Origin of the sequence: Micromonospora sp. NPDC048835 (assembly GCF_040649995.1) — a bacterium.
Taxonomy (GTDB): domain Bacteria; phylum Actinomycetota; class Actinomycetes; order Mycobacteriales; family Micromonosporaceae; genus Micromonospora.
In genome coordinates this window covers 33,868-49,744 of the sequence record NZ_JBEZGM010000025.1, presented here as the reverse complement: position 1 = coordinate 49,744, position 15,877 = coordinate 33,868, and the positions used below count along the sequence as shown (strand labels likewise).

At 71.8% G+C, this 15,877-nt stretch carries 15 protein-coding genes; 6 read left to right on the top strand and 9 right to left on the bottom strand.

Going from position 1 to position 15,877, the window contains the following annotated elements; all coding sequences use genetic code 11:
- Positions 1 to 33: 33 nt before the first annotated feature.
- The 3 genes from AB0C15_RS25425 to AB0C15_RS25415 all read left to right on the top strand — a co-directional run bounded on the left by AB0C15_RS25425 (position 34) and on the right by AB0C15_RS25415 (position 1,672).
- On the top strand, positions 34 to 375 hold the full coding sequence (locus tag AB0C15_RS25425) for a YkvA family protein (protein ID WP_357355888.1): 342 nt from the start codon (positions 34 to 36) through the stop codon (positions 373 to 375).
- 31 nt (positions 376 to 406) lie between these two features.
- The gene (locus AB0C15_RS25420) at positions 407 to 814 is read left to right on the top strand and encodes a TIGR03618 family F420-dependent PPOX class oxidoreductase (RefSeq protein ID WP_357355886.1); all 408 of its coding nucleotides are present in this window, start codon (positions 407 to 409) and stop codon (positions 812 to 814) included.
- 213 nt (positions 815 to 1,027) lie between these two features.
- Entirely contained in the window at positions 1,028 to 1,672 is a 645-nt protein-coding gene (locus AB0C15_RS25415; RefSeq protein WP_357355884.1) for a C39 family peptidase, read from the top strand.
- A 10-nt stretch (positions 1,673 to 1,682) separates the two neighbouring features.
- Here the strand turns inward: AB0C15_RS25415 and AB0C15_RS25410 are convergent, their stop codons facing one another.
- A complete protein-coding gene (locus AB0C15_RS25410) occupies positions 1,683 to 3,077 on the bottom strand; it encodes an FUSC family protein (RefSeq protein ID WP_357355882.1) in 1,395 nt (464 codons plus the stop codon).
- Positions 3,078 to 3,161: 84 nt separating this feature from the next.
- Here AB0C15_RS25410 and AB0C15_RS25405 point away from each other — a divergent pair, with 84 nt between their 5' ends.
- Positions 3,162 to 3,767 carry a hemerythrin domain-containing protein gene (locus AB0C15_RS25405; protein WP_357355880.1) on the top strand — a complete coding sequence of 202 codons (606 nt, stop codon included), beginning with the start codon at positions 3,162 to 3,164 and terminating at the stop codon, positions 3,765 to 3,767.
- Positions 3,768 to 3,823: 56 nt separating this feature from the next.
- Here AB0C15_RS25405 and AB0C15_RS25400 read toward each other — a convergent pair whose 3' ends face one another.
- Positions 3,824 to 4,006: an antitoxin gene (locus AB0C15_RS25400; protein WP_357355878.1), complete on the bottom strand. Its 183-nt coding sequence runs from the start codon at positions 4,004 to 4,006 to the stop codon at positions 3,824 to 3,826.
- 201 nt (positions 4,007 to 4,207) lie between these two features.
- Here AB0C15_RS25400 and AB0C15_RS25395 point away from each other — a divergent pair, with 201 nt between their 5' ends.
- Positions 4,208 to 5,308 (top strand): AI-2E family transporter, encoded by a 1,101-nt coding sequence (locus AB0C15_RS25395; RefSeq protein WP_357355876.1) that lies wholly within the window; start codon positions 4,208 to 4,210, stop codon positions 5,306 to 5,308.
- On the opposite strand, the gene AB0C15_RS25390 is transcribed toward AB0C15_RS25395, so the two are convergent.
- Complete coding sequence (locus tag AB0C15_RS25390) at positions 5,309 to 5,962, bottom strand: hydrolase (protein ID WP_357355874.1); 654 nt, start codon at positions 5,960 to 5,962, stop codon at positions 5,309 to 5,311.
- Positions 5,963 to 6,148: 186 nt separating this feature from the next.
- Here AB0C15_RS25390 and AB0C15_RS25385 point away from each other — a divergent pair, with 186 nt between their 5' ends.
- Positions 6,149 to 6,343 carry a hypothetical protein gene (locus AB0C15_RS25385; protein ID WP_357355872.1) on the top strand — a complete coding sequence of 65 codons (195 nt, stop codon included), beginning with the start codon at positions 6,149 to 6,151 and terminating at the stop codon, positions 6,341 to 6,343.
- Positions 6,344 to 6,389: 46 nt separating this feature from the next.
- On the opposite strand, the gene AB0C15_RS25380 is transcribed toward AB0C15_RS25385, so the two are convergent.
- The 6 genes from AB0C15_RS25380 to AB0C15_RS25355 all read right to left on the bottom strand — a co-directional run bounded on the left by AB0C15_RS25380 (position 6,390) and on the right by AB0C15_RS25355 (position 15,862).
- The gene (locus AB0C15_RS25380; protein WP_357355870.1) at positions 6,390 to 8,762 is read right to left on the bottom strand and encodes a glycoside hydrolase family 65 protein; all 2,373 of its coding nucleotides are present in this window, start codon (positions 8,760 to 8,762) and stop codon (positions 6,390 to 6,392) included.
- Positions 8,759 to 9,562, bottom strand: coding sequence for a beta-phosphoglucomutase family hydrolase (locus AB0C15_RS25375; protein WP_357355868.1), 804 nt, complete (start codon positions 9,560 to 9,562; stop codon positions 8,759 to 8,761). The genes AB0C15_RS25380 and AB0C15_RS25375 overlap by 4 nt, the downstream gene beginning before the upstream one ends.
- A gap of 59 nt (positions 9,563 to 9,621) precedes the next feature.
- Positions 9,622 to 10,086 carry a DUF4442 domain-containing protein gene (locus AB0C15_RS25370; RefSeq protein WP_357355866.1) on the bottom strand — a complete coding sequence of 155 codons (465 nt, stop codon included), beginning with the start codon at positions 10,084 to 10,086 and terminating at the stop codon, positions 9,622 to 9,624.
- Positions 10,087 to 10,183: 97 nt separating this feature from the next.
- Complete coding sequence (locus AB0C15_RS25365) at positions 10,184 to 11,482, bottom strand: ABC transporter ATP-binding protein (protein ID WP_357355974.1); 1,299 nt, start codon at positions 11,480 to 11,482, stop codon at positions 10,184 to 10,186.
- Positions 11,483 to 11,606: 124 nt separating this feature from the next.
- Positions 11,607 to 13,817 (bottom strand): bifunctional glycosyltransferase family 2 protein/CDP-glycerol:glycerophosphate glycerophosphotransferase, encoded by a 2,211-nt coding sequence (locus AB0C15_RS25360; protein WP_357355864.1) that lies wholly within the window; start codon positions 13,815 to 13,817, stop codon positions 11,607 to 11,609.
- 14 nt (positions 13,818 to 13,831) lie between these two features.
- Positions 13,832 to 15,862: a DUF5941 domain-containing protein gene (locus tag AB0C15_RS25355; RefSeq protein WP_357355972.1), complete on the bottom strand. Its 2,031-nt coding sequence runs from the start codon at positions 15,860 to 15,862 to the stop codon at positions 13,832 to 13,834.
- Positions 15,863 to 15,877 lie beyond the last annotated feature (15 nt).

The window sequence follows — 15,877 nt, the reverse complement described above, 5'->3', positions numbered from 1 at the left end:
GCCGCGCGGCGTCGCGTGGGTTAGCGTGACGGCATGTCCCGACAGGCGTGGGTCCTCGTGGTGATCGCTGGCATCCTGGCGCTCGCCACACTTGTCGGTGCCGTGGTGCTCGCGGTGCGGGTGGTGCGTACGCGGCGGATGTTGACCGGGCTCGGTGCGGGCGGCAAGGTCGCCTTCTACGGGGCGCTGATCTATACGATCTTCCCGGTCGACGTGCTGCCGGACCCGATCTACCTGGATGACATGGGGGTACTGGCCGCCGCGTTGATCTACCTGACCCGGCTGGTGCACCAACGTCGGGCGGCGGGTCGCCAGCTGCCCGGTCAGCCGGACGCCCCGCCGGACCGGAACCGGGCACGCCGCCGCGTGCCATGATCGAGTTGGTTCGGCGGACAGGGGACGGGGCATGGCGGGCAATCACCAGTTGAGCGTGCACGATGAGCGTGTTGTCGCCTTTTGCGCGGAACGACACCTCGCGACGCTCACCACCCTGCGGACGGACGGCACCCCGCACGTCGTACCGGTCGGGGTGACTCTCGACCCGACGGCCGGGCTGGCCCGGGTCATCACCTCCGGCACCTCCCGCAAGGCCCGCCAGGTGGCGGCGGCCGGCGCGGCGGGCGCCCCGGTGGCGGTGTGCCACGTGGATGGCCGCCGCTGGCTGACCATCGAGGGTCGCGCGGTGCTGCGGTCGGACCCGGCCGCCGTGGCGGAGGCAGAGCGGCGGTACGCCGAGCGGTATCGGACGCCACGTCCGAATCCGGAGCGCGTGGTCATCGAGATCACCGTGACCAGGCTGCTCGGGAGCCTCTGAGCCGACCGCACGTCCCCGCTGACCGATTCGGGTCCGGGGGGCGCCGCAGTGCCCTCGGCCTGCGGAATTCTCCGTGCAGCAGAGCGGTTACGCCCTCGGTACGCCCAGGGCCGAGACCACAGACGGTCGGCCCCCGTGTTGCGCCGAGCGCCATTCCCGGTGCTGCCGCCCTCCGCCTGTCGGAGGCGCCAACCCCCGAACGGAGACTCGACCATGAACCCGATCGTCCAGAAGAGTGGTCTGTCCGTCGTCGGCCTGCTGGTCGCCGGCGGTTGTGCCCTCGGACCGGCGGTGGCCGCGCAGGCCGCCCCGGCGCCTGCCGCCCCGGCCTCGTCGAGCCAGACCGACCGACACGCCGAGCGGATCCTCGGAGTCGACTACCAGGCCCAGCCGAACTTCTACTACTGCGGCCCGGCCGCGACCAGGATCGCGTTGTCCGCCCAGGGCAAGGCGCTTACCCAGGACGAGGTGGCCCGACTGCTGGGCACCACCGAGGCGGGCACCCCCTCGGCCCTGGACACCACCCGGGTGCTCAACGAGCTGACCGGGGGCAAGTACAAGACCACCGAGATCCGTGACTCGGTGGCCCGCCCCGACCAGGTCGAGCAGCTGCGCCGCGACGTGCTGACCGCGGTGGACGCCGGCCGGCCGGTGGTGGCCAACATCAAGGGCACGACCGTGGACACCGACGGCAACCCGCACTCGTACGAGGGCGGCCACTACCTGACCCTGGTCGGCTACCGCGACGGCGGCGACACGATCCGGGTCGCCGACCCGGCCGACCCGGCCCTGGGCGAGTACTGGATGAGCCTGCCCAAGGTCGCCAACTGGATCGCCGAGCGCGGCTACTCCTCCTGATCCGGACAGGTCACCGGGCCGGTCTCTCCCGTGCGGGGAGGCCGGCCCGACCGTCGTTACGGCTCCGGGCGGCGAGGTGTGCGCGTCGGCGGGCTCTGGCGGCCCGCGTCGGCCGGGCCCGGTGCAGTAGCCGCCGAAGCGGCGGGTGGATCTCCGCCTCGCCGGCACCTGCCGCGCGGCGCACGATCCGGTTCGCGTCCTCGGGTTCACTACCTGATGCCCGCAGCAGGTCACTTGCGGCGGTACGCAGTCCGGTGACGAGGGATTCACCGAACGAGTGGACCCCGCTCGCGGAGGCCCGCCCGGCCAACTCGGCGCACTCCTGGACCAACCGCCGGGTGCGCCGGGGATCGTCGCCGACCCTGCATTCCGTACGCATCTCCGCCACCGCCTGGCCCAGCCGGTCCATCGCGTCCGGCAGCTCCGGCGGAATCGGCTCGCCGTACTGCAGCGCGGTGGCCGACCAGCGGGCCATCGCACGGCTGTCCAGCAGCAACCGCTCCAGGTGCCCCGCGCTGCGGGCGTAACGGTGGTACTGCTGGCGGCGATGCCAGCGCACCGGGGCGATCGTCACCACCTCCTCGGCGCCGCTGAGCGCGTCGTGCAGCCGCCCCAGGTCGTCGTCGGTGGTGCGGAGCCGTTCCAGGACGGTCATGGTCCGGGCGCCGTCGCGCGCACGCACCGCCTGCGCCAGTTCGGCGAGCTGCTCGCAGAGGATCGCGAAGATCGGTGCCGCGGCCCGATCCAGCACCCGCATCGGGTTGATCGGTAACAACAGTGCGACCACCACCAGGCCGACCGCCCCACCGACGAGCGCGTCGAAGATCCGCGGCAGCTCCAGGCCCCGTTGCATCGGGGCCAGCGTGGCGATCAGGACGGCGGTACCGCCGGCCTGACCGACGAGCGGACCACCCTTGCCGGCCACCAGCAACGCGGAGGCGATGGCCAGCGCGACCACCACACCGGTCTGCCACGGGCCCGAGCCGAGCAGGAAACGCAGCGTGTCGCCGATGATGATGCCCAGAGCCACGCCGCCGAGCAGCTCGAACGTGCGCCGGGCCCGCTGCCCGATGGCGGTGGCGATCGTACCGACGGCGGCGGCGGGAGCGAAGACGTGCGATCCGGGACCGAGCAGGTTCTTGGCGAGCAGGGCGGCGATCGCCGCGGCCAGCCCGGCCTGGATGGAGATCACCAGGGTGACCTCCCACTGTCGGGCCCTGATCCGACCGGCCTGCCCACCACGGTGCCGCACCCGGCGAACCGCCCGCTCGGTGGTCTCGTCGATCCACGACTGATCGCGGTCGGCGGGTGGGCGGTCGTCGGCCATGGCGGCGCTTACCCCGGCGACGGCGGGGCAATCGTCGCGGCTCGCCACCGCGAGCACCACCGACCCCGTCGAACACATCGTCAACCGTGGGTTCGTGCAGCCCCGTGGGGGTACCAGAGCCACACACCTCCCACCGATCCGCAACCGGTAAGGGGCCGTGACATGAGTAATCCACCGACCGTCGACGACCATGATGTCGTCGACATCCTGCTCTCCGACCACCGTCAGATCGAGGCAGTCCTCGTCGAGTTGGCGACCCGCCAGGGCGATCATGAGCATCGTCGGCGCCTCGCCGACGTGGTGATCGCCGAACTCGTCCGGCACTCGGTGGCCGAGGAGGCGTACGTGTATCCGATCGCCCGCGAGGTGCTGCCCGACGGCCACGAGATCGCCGACCGGGAGATCGCGGAGCACGCCGACGTCGAGCGGACCATGAAGGAGTTGGAAGCCGCCGACCCGGCCGACCCCCGCTTCGACGAGCTGCTCGCTCGGCTGACCAGCACCGTGCGGGACCACGTGACGGAGGAGGAGAGGGAACTCTTTCCCCGGCTCCGCGCGGCGACGGCCCGGGAGGAGCTGGTCGAGGTCGCCGCCAGGGTGACGGCGATCAAGAAGTTCGGGCCGACCCGGCCACATCCGGGCAACCCGGAGCATCCCCCGGCGAACAGGCTGCTCGCCCCGGGGATCGGTCTGGTCGACCGGCTGCGCGACGCGTTGAGCGGGCGGCCCACCTCGATAGACGAGCTGCACCACAGGCAACAGCGCTGACCCGCACCTCACCCGGGTCGCCGACCGCTCGGCGGCCCGGGGGGAGGCGTGGTGGGTCAACGCACCTGGTCGCCCTCACCGGTACGCGCCTGGGCCTGGTCCACGCCCTTGTCGATCTGGTCGCCGTACTTCCCGCCGGTGCGCTTGTCGGCCATCTCGCCGGCCTTCTGCGCACCCTGGTCGACCTGCTTGTCATGCTTGTCCGCGAAGTCCTTGGCCCTGTCCATGAAGTCACCCACGGCGTTCCTCCTCAGTCCGGTCCGTCGACCTCGCGTTCCCTCGACCCGACAGCGCAAACGCCGTCGTCCCGGTTGCGGCGCGCAAACGTCCACACAAGCCACGTCGGCAGGCGTACGATCCGCGCGGGCATCGGCCACCGATTCGGGTGTCGGGGCACGACCGACCGGGTACCGACCTCGTCGAGATCGAGGAGGACCGACATGGCCGCAGAGGACCCCGGACCGACAGGCGGCCCCGGGCCGCGCCAGACCTGGGCGGCGCTGCCGTGGCTGGTCCGAACCGCGGTGTTGTGGAGCGCCTGTCTGGTGGTGATCGCCGCGGGGCTCTACCTGCTGGGCAGGATCGCCGTCCTGTTGGCGCCGCTGGCCATCGCGCTGGCCGCCACCATCTTCCTCGCCGCCCTGCTCGACCCGGTCCTGCTACTGCTGCGCCGGTTGCGCCTGCCGGCGGCGCTGGCCGCGCTCTGCACCGTACTGTTGCTGCTCGGCATCCTGGTCGGCGTCGGCGCCCTGGTGTGGAACCTGACCGCCAGCCAGTTCGATCAGCTCAGCCAGGAGCTGACGCAGGGGGTCGAACGCAGCCGGGACTTCGTGACGTCCACGCTGCCGGTGACCGAGGCACAGCTGGATCGGCTCGTCGACCAGGCCCGGGAGGGGCTCAGTGGCAGCTCTCCGGACCCGGTGGCGGGCGCCCGGACCGCCACCGAGGTGTTCGGCTCCGCGCTGCTGGCTCTGGTGCTGCTCTTCTTCCTGCTCAAGGACGGGCGGTCGATGTGGCACTGGGTGCTGGCCCGGGTGTCCGGCCCGAACCAGCCGGTGCTGGCCGAGGCCGGCAGCAACGGTTGGCAGACGTTGGGGGCGTACAGCCGGGGCACCATGTTCATCGCCGCCATCGACGCGCTGGGCATCGGGCTGGCCCTCGTGGTGCTGCGGGTGCCACTCGCCCTGCCGCTGGCGTTGATCACGTTCCTCGGCGGCTTCGTGCCGATCATCGGGGCGACTGTCGCCGGCGCGGTGGCGGTGCTCGTGGCACTGGCGGCGAACGGTCCCACCACCGCGCTGCTCACCCTCGCGGCGGTGATCGCCGTTCAGCAGATCGAGGGCAACCTGCTGGAACCCCTGGTGATGAAGCGTCAGGTCCGACTGCATCCGGCGGTGATCCTGGTGGCGGTCACTGCGGGCACGCTGATCGCCGGCATCGCCGGTGCCTTCGTGAGCGTCCCGATCACCGCCGTCCTCTGGCGCGTCATCGACACCGTCCAACAACGCCGCTCGACCTCGGCCCTGCTGCCCACGGAGTGATCATCGACTGAGGTGCGTGGTGAACCAGCCGCCGGCCTGGTCGGCGACCTGTTCGAGGGTGCCCGGCTCCTCGAAAAGATGGGTGGCGCCCGGGATCACCCGCAGCTCGCCGACCTCCCCCAACTCGGCCCGCGCCCGCTCGTTGAGCGTGATCACCTCTTCGTCCAGCCCGCCCACCAACAGCAACGTCGGCGTACGCACCTGGGCCAGCGCACCCTCGGCCAGGTCCGGCCGACCACCCCGGCTGACCACGGCACCCACCCGGTCGGCCCGCGTCGACGCCGCGACCAGGGCGGCGGCGGCACCCGTGCTGGCCCCGAACAGGCCGATCGGCACGTCACCGGCAGGGCGCTCGGCGGCCAGCCAGTCGACGATCCCGGCCAGCCGGCTGGCCAACAGCCCGATGTCGAAGCGCAGTTCGGCGGTTTCCGCGTCCACCTCGTCCTCGGCCGGGGTGAGCAGGTCGGCAAGCACCGTGCCGAGCCCCCGGTCGTTGAGCGTCCGGGCCACCGCCACGTTGCGCGGGCTGCGCCGGGAACTGCCGCTGCCGTGCGCGAACAGCACCATGCCGACCGGCTGGACGGGCAGCGTCAGGTCGGCGGGGAGTTGGGCGTCCCCGACCGGAATCGTCACCGTGCCGCGCTGCTCGTCCATGCCGCACCTCCGCGTCCTCGCCGGTGCTCCGGGTACCCCGCCCGCCGCGCGACACGCCACCGACGGCCGCGTCACCCGGGTCGGAGCGCCGCCGGGCCGCGTTTGCCCGCTGAGGCGTCGGGTACGCGACGAGCGACCGCAGACCGTGTCGGCGCAACCGCGCCCCGACGGATCGCGAGGATCGCCATGGCCAAGCAACAGATTTCGCGGCAGCAGCAGCTGACCGAGCGGACCCAGCGCGAACAGGACGCCGAGCGCAACCAGGACTTCGGGGACCAGGATTTCGGCGACCAGGCCGCCTCGGCCCGGCTGCCCGACGATCCGAAGGCGGCCGCACCCCGGGACGCCATCGGACGTCCGTCGACAGGTGAGCCGGTCTGACAGGTCGAGCTGAGCGGGCGGGGCGGGGCAACCTCCGCCCCGCCCGTCACTGTTCGCGTTCGGGCAACCGCAGCAGCGGGGACCGGCCCGGTGGCTGCTCGGGCGGGGGGCCGGACGGCTCGGCCTGCGGAATCGGCACCGTGACCGGCTCGTCGCAGGTCACCCGGAGCTTCTGGTCGTGGTGGCGTAGCTCCACCACGTCGTCGGGCCCGCCGTGGCGCAGCGAGTATGTCGTCTGGTGCGGCCGGACATCCACCCGCAGCGCCAGCCCTCGCCACTGCAACGAGAACTCCAGTCGGCTGAGTCGGCTGGAGAGTCGGGGCGCGAAGGACAGCTCGCCGTCGTGGTCCCGTAGGCCGCCGAACCCGCTGACCAGGGCGAGCCACGCGCCGGCCAACGACGCCATGTGTACGCCGTCGCGGGTGTTCTCGTTGAGGTCGTGCAGGTCCATGAGCGCGGCCTCACGCAGGTAGGTGTGCGCGAGTTCCGGATGGCCCACCTCGGCGGCGAGCACCGACTGGGTGCAGGCCGACAACGACGAGTCGCGCACGGTACGGCGCTCGTAGTAGAGGAAGTTGCGCAGCTTCTCCTCGGGGGTGAAGGCGTCTCCCCGCCAGTGCATGGCGAGGACCAGGTCTGCCTGCTTCACCACCTGCTTGCGGTACAGCTCGAAGTAGGGGTAGTGCAGCAGCAACGGGTACTTCTCCGCCGGGGTGTGCGTGAAGTCCCACTCCTCGAGTCGGGTGAAGCCCTCCACCTGCTGGTGGACGTCGAGTTCCTCGTCGTATGGGATGTGCATGGCGGTGGCGGCGTCCCGCCAGCTCGCGGCCTCCTCGTCGGTGACGCCCAGGTGCAGCGCCTCGTCCCGGTGGCGCATGACCACGTCGGCGGCGGCGAGCAGGTTCCGCTGCGCCATCAGGTTGGTGTAGATGTTGTCGTTCTTCACTGCGGTGTACTCGTCCGGGCCGGTGACACCGTCGATGTGGAACTGCCCGTGCCGGTCGTGGTGGCCGATCGAGCGCCACAGCCGGGCGGTCTCGACCATCAGCTCCAGCCCGATCTCCCGTTCCAGCTGGATGTCGCCGGTGACCATCACGTAGCGGCGCATGGCGTCGGCGATGTCGGCGGCGATGTGGAAGGCTGCCGTGCCGGCCGGCCAGTATCCGGACGACTCCGGGCCCTCGATGGTCCGCCAGGGGAAGGCGGCCCCCCGGAGGTTGAGCGTCTCGGCGCGTTCCCTGGCCGAGTCCAGCGTGCTGTGCCGCCACTGCAACGCGCTGCGCACCGCGCTGGGCTGGGTGTAGGTGAGCACCGGCAGGACGAACATCTCGGTGTCCCAGAAGGCGTGACCGTCGTAGCCGGGACCGGTGAGCCCCTTCGCCGAGATCGGCCGCTGCTCGGCCCGCGCTCCGGCCTGCAACACGTGGAAGAGACCGAACCGGACGGCCTGCTGCACCTCCGGGTCGCCCTCGACGAGCACGTCGGAGGCGTCCCAGAACTCGTCGAGGTAGGTGCGCTGCTCCCGGTGGAGCCCGTCCCAGCCGTCGAGTCGGGCGCCGGCAAGCGCCGCGCCGACCTGGTCGCGCAGCGCCGGCAGCGACCGACGGCTCGACCAGCTGTACGTCAGGTACTTGATCACCCGCAGCTTCTCGCCGGGCTTGAGCACGCAGGCGATCGTGGTGCGCACCCAGTCCTGGTAGCCCTCGGACTCGATGGTGGTGTGGTCCGGGCCGTGCACCTCGTGCTCCATGGCGGCGGCGACCCGCAGACCGGAGACCTTGGTGCGGTGGATGAGCTGCCCGCCGTCCGGCGTGGTCAGCTCCTCCTCGGCCTGCAACGGCGACTCCAGCACCGCGGCGACCCGGGGGTCCTTGCTCTGCGCGGGCAGTGACTCGTTGGCCACCAACTCGGACTGCACGATGAGCCGAAGCGGGCGGTCGACGGCCTCCACCTCGTAGCTGATGGCGGCCACCGACCGCTGGGTGAACGACACGAGCCGGGTGCTGCGGACCTTGACCTCCCGGCCGGCGGGCGAGCGCCAGTGCAGCTCCCGGTGCAGCGTGCCGGCCCGCAGGTCGAGGATCCGCTCGTGGGCGAGCAGCTCCCCGTACCGCACGTCGAGAGGTTCGTCGTCGACGAGCAGCCGGATCAGCTTGCCGTTGGTGACGTTGACGATGGTCTGCCCGGATTCGGGGAAGCCGTAGCCCGCCTCCGCGTACGGCAGTGGGCGCAGTTCGTAGAACGAGTTGAGGTAGGTGCCGGGTAGCCCGTGCGGCTCACCCTCGTCGAGGTTGCCCCGCAGGCCGACGTGCCCGTTGGAGAGCGCGAAGACCGACTCCGACTGGGCCAGCACGTCCATGTCCAGCCGGGTCTCCCGGACGTGCCAGGGCTCGACCGGATAGGCGCGCTCGCGAATCATGTGGAGCCTCTTTCGGCGGCGAGCGGGTCGGTCGAGTTGCGGGGCGGAGCCGCCGGTTCGGCGGCGTCGAGGAGGTCGGCGAGGTCTGTCACCACGACGTCGGCGCCATGGGCGCGCAGTTCGTCGGCCTGCCCGACCCGGTCGACGCCGACCACGTAGCCGAAGCCACCGGCGCGGCCGGCCGCCACCCCGGACAGCGCGTCCTCGAAGACGGCGGCCTGTGTCGGGTCGACGCCGAGCAGCTTGGCTCCGGCGAGGAAGGTGTCGGGCTGTGGTTTGCCCCGCAGCCCCTGGGCGCGGGCGACCAGCCCGTCCACCCGGGCCTGGAGCAGCGGCTCCAGCCCGGCGGCGGCGACCACCTCGCCCCCGTTCGCGCTTGCGGTGACCACGGCTCGGTGCAGCCCACCGGCGGTCGCCGCCTTCAGATACCGCACCGAGCCCGGGTAGACCTCGACGCCGGCGGTGCGCAACTGGTGCAGCAGCAGAACGTTCTTGCGGTTACCCAGGCCGTTGACGGTCTCGGCCTCGGGCGGGTCGTCCGGGCTGCCCTCGGGCAGCACGATCCCCCGGGAGGCGAGGAACGTTCGGACGCCGTCCGCGCGGGGTCGGCCGTCGACGTAGCGGTTGTAGTCCGGACCCGGGTCGAACGGTTGGAACGGTTCACCGGAGGCGGTGGCGCGCTGACGGAGAAACTCGTCGAACGTCTGCTTCCAGGCGGCGTTGTGGACCCGGGCGGTCTGCGTCAGCACACCGTCCAGATCGAAGAGACAGGCGGTCACGTGAGCAGGTAGGCCCAGCACGCTACGAATCTATCCACCCCACTGCGCCCGCAAACCCGTTTCCGCCGCTCCGAAGCGGTTCAGTTCGGTCGCAATGTCCAGATCACGGTCATCTCAGAGGTCGGCTTGCCCTGCTCGGTCGCGATCTCCACCACGACGGGGAACTCCGGACGCCGACCGGCCTCCAACTCCTCGATCACCTCGGCCGCCGGCCGGCCGAGTCGCGCGGTGGCAAGCACCGGGCCCATGGCGAGTTTCCGGTAGGCGATCTCGGCGCGCACGGCCAACGGCACCACCCGGTCGAGCAACTGCCCGAAGGCGGCGAGCACGACCGCGCCCGAGGCCGTCTCCCCGAGGCTGAACATGGCGCCGGCGTGCGGCCCGCCGACGTGGTTGTGGGTGGCCGGCGAGTCGGGCAGCCGGACGACCGCCCGCACGCCACCCTCCGCCTCGGGTGCCACCTCGACGAACTCGATGCCGAGCGTACGAGCGAACGGCACCGCCTCGAGCATGCCGGCCGCCACCTGGCGGGAGTCGATAGTCATGGCCCGACGTTACTCGCCAGTAACCAGGCGGGCAACAGGCAGTTCGCAGACGTCAGGGGGCCGGGGGACGAACCCGCCACCGGGCTCCCGCAGGTAGTCAGCGCCAACCCACGTCGATCCGGTCGCCACGCTCGTCGAAGAAGTGCAGCGCGTCCATCCGCACCGAGACGGCGAGCGGGTGACCGGCGCTCACCGCCGGGTACGGCGCCAGCCGCACCGCCAGCTCCGCCGGGCGTCGGTGGTGCCGGCCCGGATCGGGGAGCACGCTGGTCTGGACGCCGTTGACCGGCGCTTCCTGCTTCTCCACCGGCTTACCGGTGAGCCGCTGCATCACCGAACCGAACCGGCGCAGGCCGCGCTGGCCTACCGGCGGCGGGTCGAGCGGCGCGCCCATCTCGTCGACCATGATCGCGGTCGCGCCGATGTCGAGGAACGCCAACGACTCGTGCCCGTGGTGCTCCAGGTAGCGGATCCGCCCGCGCAGCACGTCACCGGGGCTGTCCGGGGCGACCGGGGTGAGCGCCTCGGCCCGCATGCCGACCACGATCCGCTCGCCGTGGTAGTGCGCCACCGCCCGACTGCGGATGTCGTTCCAGGGCAGGTAGAGCGACTGGTCACCGAGGTTGAGGGTGACGTACCGGTCGAGGTGGACGTAGACCGACGCCTCCAGCAGGTTCATCCGCGGGCTACCCAGGAACGCGGCCACGTAGAGCGTCGCCGGCCGGCCGTACACCTGGGTCGGTGTGCCCACGTCCTGGAGCACACCGCGGCGCATGATGGCCACCCGGTCGGCCATGGTCAGCGCCTCGGCCTGGTCGTGCGTGACGTAGACGGTGGTGACGCCCAGCTCCCGCGTCAGGCCGGAGATCTCCGCGCGCAGTTCGGCACGGAGACCACTGTCCAGGTTGGACAGTGGCTCGTCCATGAGGAACAGGCCGGGGCGGCGGACGATCGCACGCCCCATCGCCACCCGCTGCCGCTGCCCGCCGGAGAGCTGACCCGGCTTGCGGGCCAGCACGTCACCGATGCCCAGCGCGCTTGCCACGTCACTGACCCGCTCACCTCTCGGCTCGGGCTCGATCCCGGCCAGCCGCAGCGGAAACGCGATGTTGTCGCCGACGGTCATGTGCGGGTAGAGGGCGAAGTCCTGGAAGACCATCGCGATCTTGCGATCCCGTGGGGGCAGGTCGTTCGCCAACTCACCGTCGAGCATGACGGCGCCGGTGGTTGGATCCTCCAACCCGGCGATCATGCGCAGCACAGTGGACTTGCCGCACCCGGAAGGCCCGAGCAGCACCATGAACTCGCCGTCGTTCACATCGAGGTTGATGCTGTCGACGGCGACAGTGCCATCCCGGAAAACCTTGGTCACATCCTTGAGCGTGACGGTGCTCACCGTCTTCCCCCCCAGCGCGTCGGCCGAACCCCAGAAGACTGTGACCAGGATCATGGGTTTGTGACATCGGGTAAACGTCTCATGTTCCACCGATGACACTGCCATTACACGACAGAAGCACCGATCAGCAGCGGGTCGACCGCTCGTCCGGCTCGCCGAGGAAGACGCGACGCACCACCCGCTCCGCCGCCCGCCCGTCGTCGAGCGTGCAGAACCGGGCCCGGAAGTGCTCGCGGGCCTTGACCGCCGGGTCCGAGCGCAGCGCGTCGGTACGGAACAGGTCGAGCAGATCGGCGAAGGTGGCGGCGACCGCGCCCGGCGGTTCGGCCGTGACGTCGAAGTAGACGCCCCGGGCCAGCCGGTACGCCTCCCAGTCTGGTGTGTAGAGCACGATCGGCCGGTCCAGCACCGCATAGTCGAACATGGCCGACGAGTAGTCGGTGACCAGCACGTCCGCCACCAGATACAGATCCTCCACCCGCTGGTGGCCGCTGACGTCGCGAACCCGCTCCCAGTCCTTCGGCTGGCCGGGACGGCGATCCCGGTCGTGGAAGTAGTGGCTGCGCATCAACAACCGGCCCGAGCCACCGAGCGCCTGGACGAACCGGTCCGGGTCGAACGGCGGCCGGTAGCCGGGCAGGTGTTCGCGGTGCGTCGGGGCGTACAGGACGACCTGCTCGTCGGGGTCGAGGCCGAACTCCGCGCGGAGTCGGCGCACCTCGTCCGGGCCAGCCGTGACCAGGCGATCGTTGCGCGGGTACCCCACCTCCAGGGTGGTGTACGTGGCCGGGTACGCCCGGTCCCACATCTGGGTGGAGAAGCTGTTGGCGCTCACGCTGTAGTCCCAACGGTCCACCCGGCGCAGCAGCCCGCCGAAGTCCATCCGCCCCGCGCCGATCGGGTAGCGCTGCTGGTCCAGCCCCATCACCTTGACCGGCGTGCCGTGGTGGGTCTGCACGTGCACCTGTTCCGGTCGCTTGCGGACGAAGTCCGGGAAGTTGACGTTGTTGACCAGCCACCGGGCGCGGGCGAGCACCCGGTAGTACGCGGGCGTGCCCGCCACCACGTACTGCACCCCGGCCGGCACGCTGTCCACCCGGTCCCGGCGCACCACCCACACCCCGCGTACCCCCGGAGCCAACCGGCGGGCGACCTCGTAGATCGCCGCCGGGTTGCAGAAGTATCCCCGGTACCAGTACGCGGCGTACACCGCGAGCGTCGGGTCGACGGGCCGCCGCAGCTCGGCCCGGTAGTACTCGCGCAGCAGCCTGTCGCGGGTCAGCCGGGCACCACGCCGGGCGACCGGGCCGACCCTGCGTCGGGCGGTGCGGGCCTGCCGACGGGCGGCGTCACGGGCCCGGCTGGCGGTTCGCAGCGCGCTGAAGGTGCGCCACCGGCCGGAGGCCACAAGCTTGTGCTTGACCCCCTCGACCCCGTTCGGCACCGGATAGCCGCCCGGCGGCAGCCAGCGCTCGTAGTCGGCGGTGATCTGCGCAAAGAACGCCTCCCGCAGCTCCGGCGCGATCCGTTGACCGTTGCCGAGCACGGTCAGGTAGTGCCAGATCATCCGTTCGAAGACCGCCGGCCGCAGCGCCTCGATGGCCGGGCCCCACTCGTCCATCAGGTGGAAGACCCGGTGCCACTGCGGGAAGACCTCGAAATGCCGGTCCCCCCGGGTCCGGGTGATCGCGCCGGCCCGGCGCTGGCGGTAGTTGACGCAGACCCGATCCAGTACGCCGATCCGCCGCGCGGCCATCAGCACCGGGTAGCTGAACGAAACGTCCTCGTACCAGCCGGGCGCGAAGCGCAGCCCCAGGTCGACGAGGAACTCCCGACGGACCAGCCGGTTCCACGCGGTGTGCAGCAGGTGCATCGCCTGCGGCCGCTCCCGCAACCGGAAGGTGCCCGTACCCGGCGACTCCGGAAACACCTCGGCCATCGCGCTGCGGGTGGCGGTGTCGTTCCAGTGGGTGCGGACGTGGTCCACGAGCAGGACGTCCGGACGGGTGACCCGCAACCGCTCGGCGACCTCGGTCAGGCACTCCGGAGCCAACCAGTCGTCGCCGTCGAGGAACCACACGTACTCGCCGACGGCCCGGTCCAGCCCGATGTTCCGGGCCGGACCGAGGCCGACGTTCTCCGGCAGCCGGACCGAGTGGACCCGCTGGTCGCGGGCCGCGTACTCGTCGATGATCTCGCCGCTGGCGTCCGGCGAGCAGTCGTCGACGGCGATCACCTCGATGTCCGTCTCCGGCTGACCGAGGATGGAGTCCAGGCACTCCCGCAGGTATCCCTGCACCCGGAAGGCCGGCACCACGAAGCTGATCAGGGTCATCCGGCCGCCCTCCGTCAGCGCGGCGCGGCACCTCCAGCGCCCGCCGGCGCCACCGACGCCCGCGCGCTACCGGCCGGTCGCACGAACCAGGCCAGGACGACGCTCACCACGAAAACCACGAGAAGGTACGCACCGAGTGTAGCCAGTCCGATACCCGCAATACCGGCGATCGCGGCGAGGGCTAACAGCACCGAGCGTCCCTCCCAACCAAGCGTCGCCGCGTGCAGAGGCGGTGCCACCTGCCGCTTCTCCAACCGGGCGGTCAGGTCGTAGTGGTGCACGGTGAGCACGAAGACGTACCCGAAGATCAACCAGCCGGGTGCCCCACCGACCACCCCCACCGTGATGGCGAAGAGGTACTCGGCGGCCCGCAACGCGGCGGGCACCAACCAGTCCAGCGGACCGTTGTGCGCCGCCCCCGCGCCCAACCCGCCGACGAGCAGCACCAGCAGCGCCACCGGCACCGCCCAGCGCAGCCCCTCGGGCGCGTCGCTCAGCAACGCCCCGACCAGCAGCGCCGCCGGACCGAGCGCGGCGATCACCGCCAGGGTGAGCGGCCCCATCGGGCGGACCACCGGCAACCAGCGGGCCAACGGCCCGTCGTCGCGGTGCAGGGTGGCGTCGACCGTGTCCAGCACCGGCACCCACATCCAGCGGGCCCGCAGCGTCCGCAACGCCCCGGTGTACGCGAACGCCAGCACCCCCCAGACCAGCACGGCGATCAGGCTGACCAGCGGGTTGAACAGCGCCACGGTCAGCGCGATGAGCGCCCACCGTTCACCGATCGGGAAGACCACGGTCCGCTTCAGCCAGTACGACACCGACCCGGTGTCCGCCTGCACCCGGGTCGACGCCGCGTTGAGCCGGTCACCGATCCCACCACTGGCGTTCGTCGCCGTACGCGGCCGGCGGGCCGCCTCGTCGTGCAGCACCCCGTACCAGGTGTCGGTCATGTGCCGGACGGTCTGCAACGTCATCGCGGCGATCGCGAGCGCCCACCCGTTGCCCAACCCGGCGTGGCTCACCCCGAAGCCCAGCCCGGCGTAGACCAGGTACTCCTTGGCCCGGTCCGCCATCGTGTCCAGCCAGCCACCCCAGGCGCTGAAGTGCCGGGTGTAGCGGGCCAACTGGCCGTCCACGCAGTCGAGCACGAAGCCGAGGTAGAGCAGCACCGCGCCACCGACGAGCGCGGGTCGCCCACCGACCCCGAACAGCACCGCCGCACCGAGCGCGAACAGCACCGAGATCACCGTCACCCCGGTGGGGGTGAGCCGGAGCCGGGCCGAGAGCCGGACCACGTACGGCGACCAGGTGCTGACGAAGTAGGTGGAGAAGAAGTCGTCCCGCTCCTTCACCGACAGCCGCAGCTCCGCCCGGTCCTCGTCGACGGCGGTCACCGCCGCCTCGGCAGCGGTCAGCCCGGCCTGGTCCTCGATCCGGTGGGCGACGAGCAGGCGTACCCGCTGGGCGAAGACCAGGGTGCCGAGCGCCGCGAGGCCCGCGAAGAGCCGGTCCACGGCGGACCCGGGGCCGCCGGCCACGACCTCGCCCCCGGAACCGGCCCCACCGGCCACCGGCAGCGGTGCCACGTCGCCGGCCGGGCCGATCGGGGCGGCGACGGGAAGCATCCCGGACGCGGCGGCCCGGGCGGCGGCGGCCAGGGTCGGCAGGTCGTCCACGCCGACCCGCAGCGCGCCGCCGAACACGCCGGTGGCGGACCCGTCGAGGGCGTCCAGCGGGCCGGCGTCGACCACCTGGCCGCGCTCCTCCCGCACCGCGGTCCGACCGGGCACCGGCGGGTCGCCGAGCACCAGCGCCACCGTGGGCCCCACCGGGCTGGTGGCCAGGTGCCGCAGTACGGCGGTGTGCGCGACCAGATCCGTGCCGGTGACCAGCACCGGCGTGGTCGCGGTGGCGACCAGCGCGGCCAGCTCGTCGAGGGTGGCGGCGTGCCGCACCTCGTCCGCCCCGGCCAGCCGCAACTGGGCGGCCAGGCGGTCGGCCAGCGGCTCACCTGTCGCCGTGGTCAGGCCCGCCGCGGGCATCCCAGCGGCGAGCAC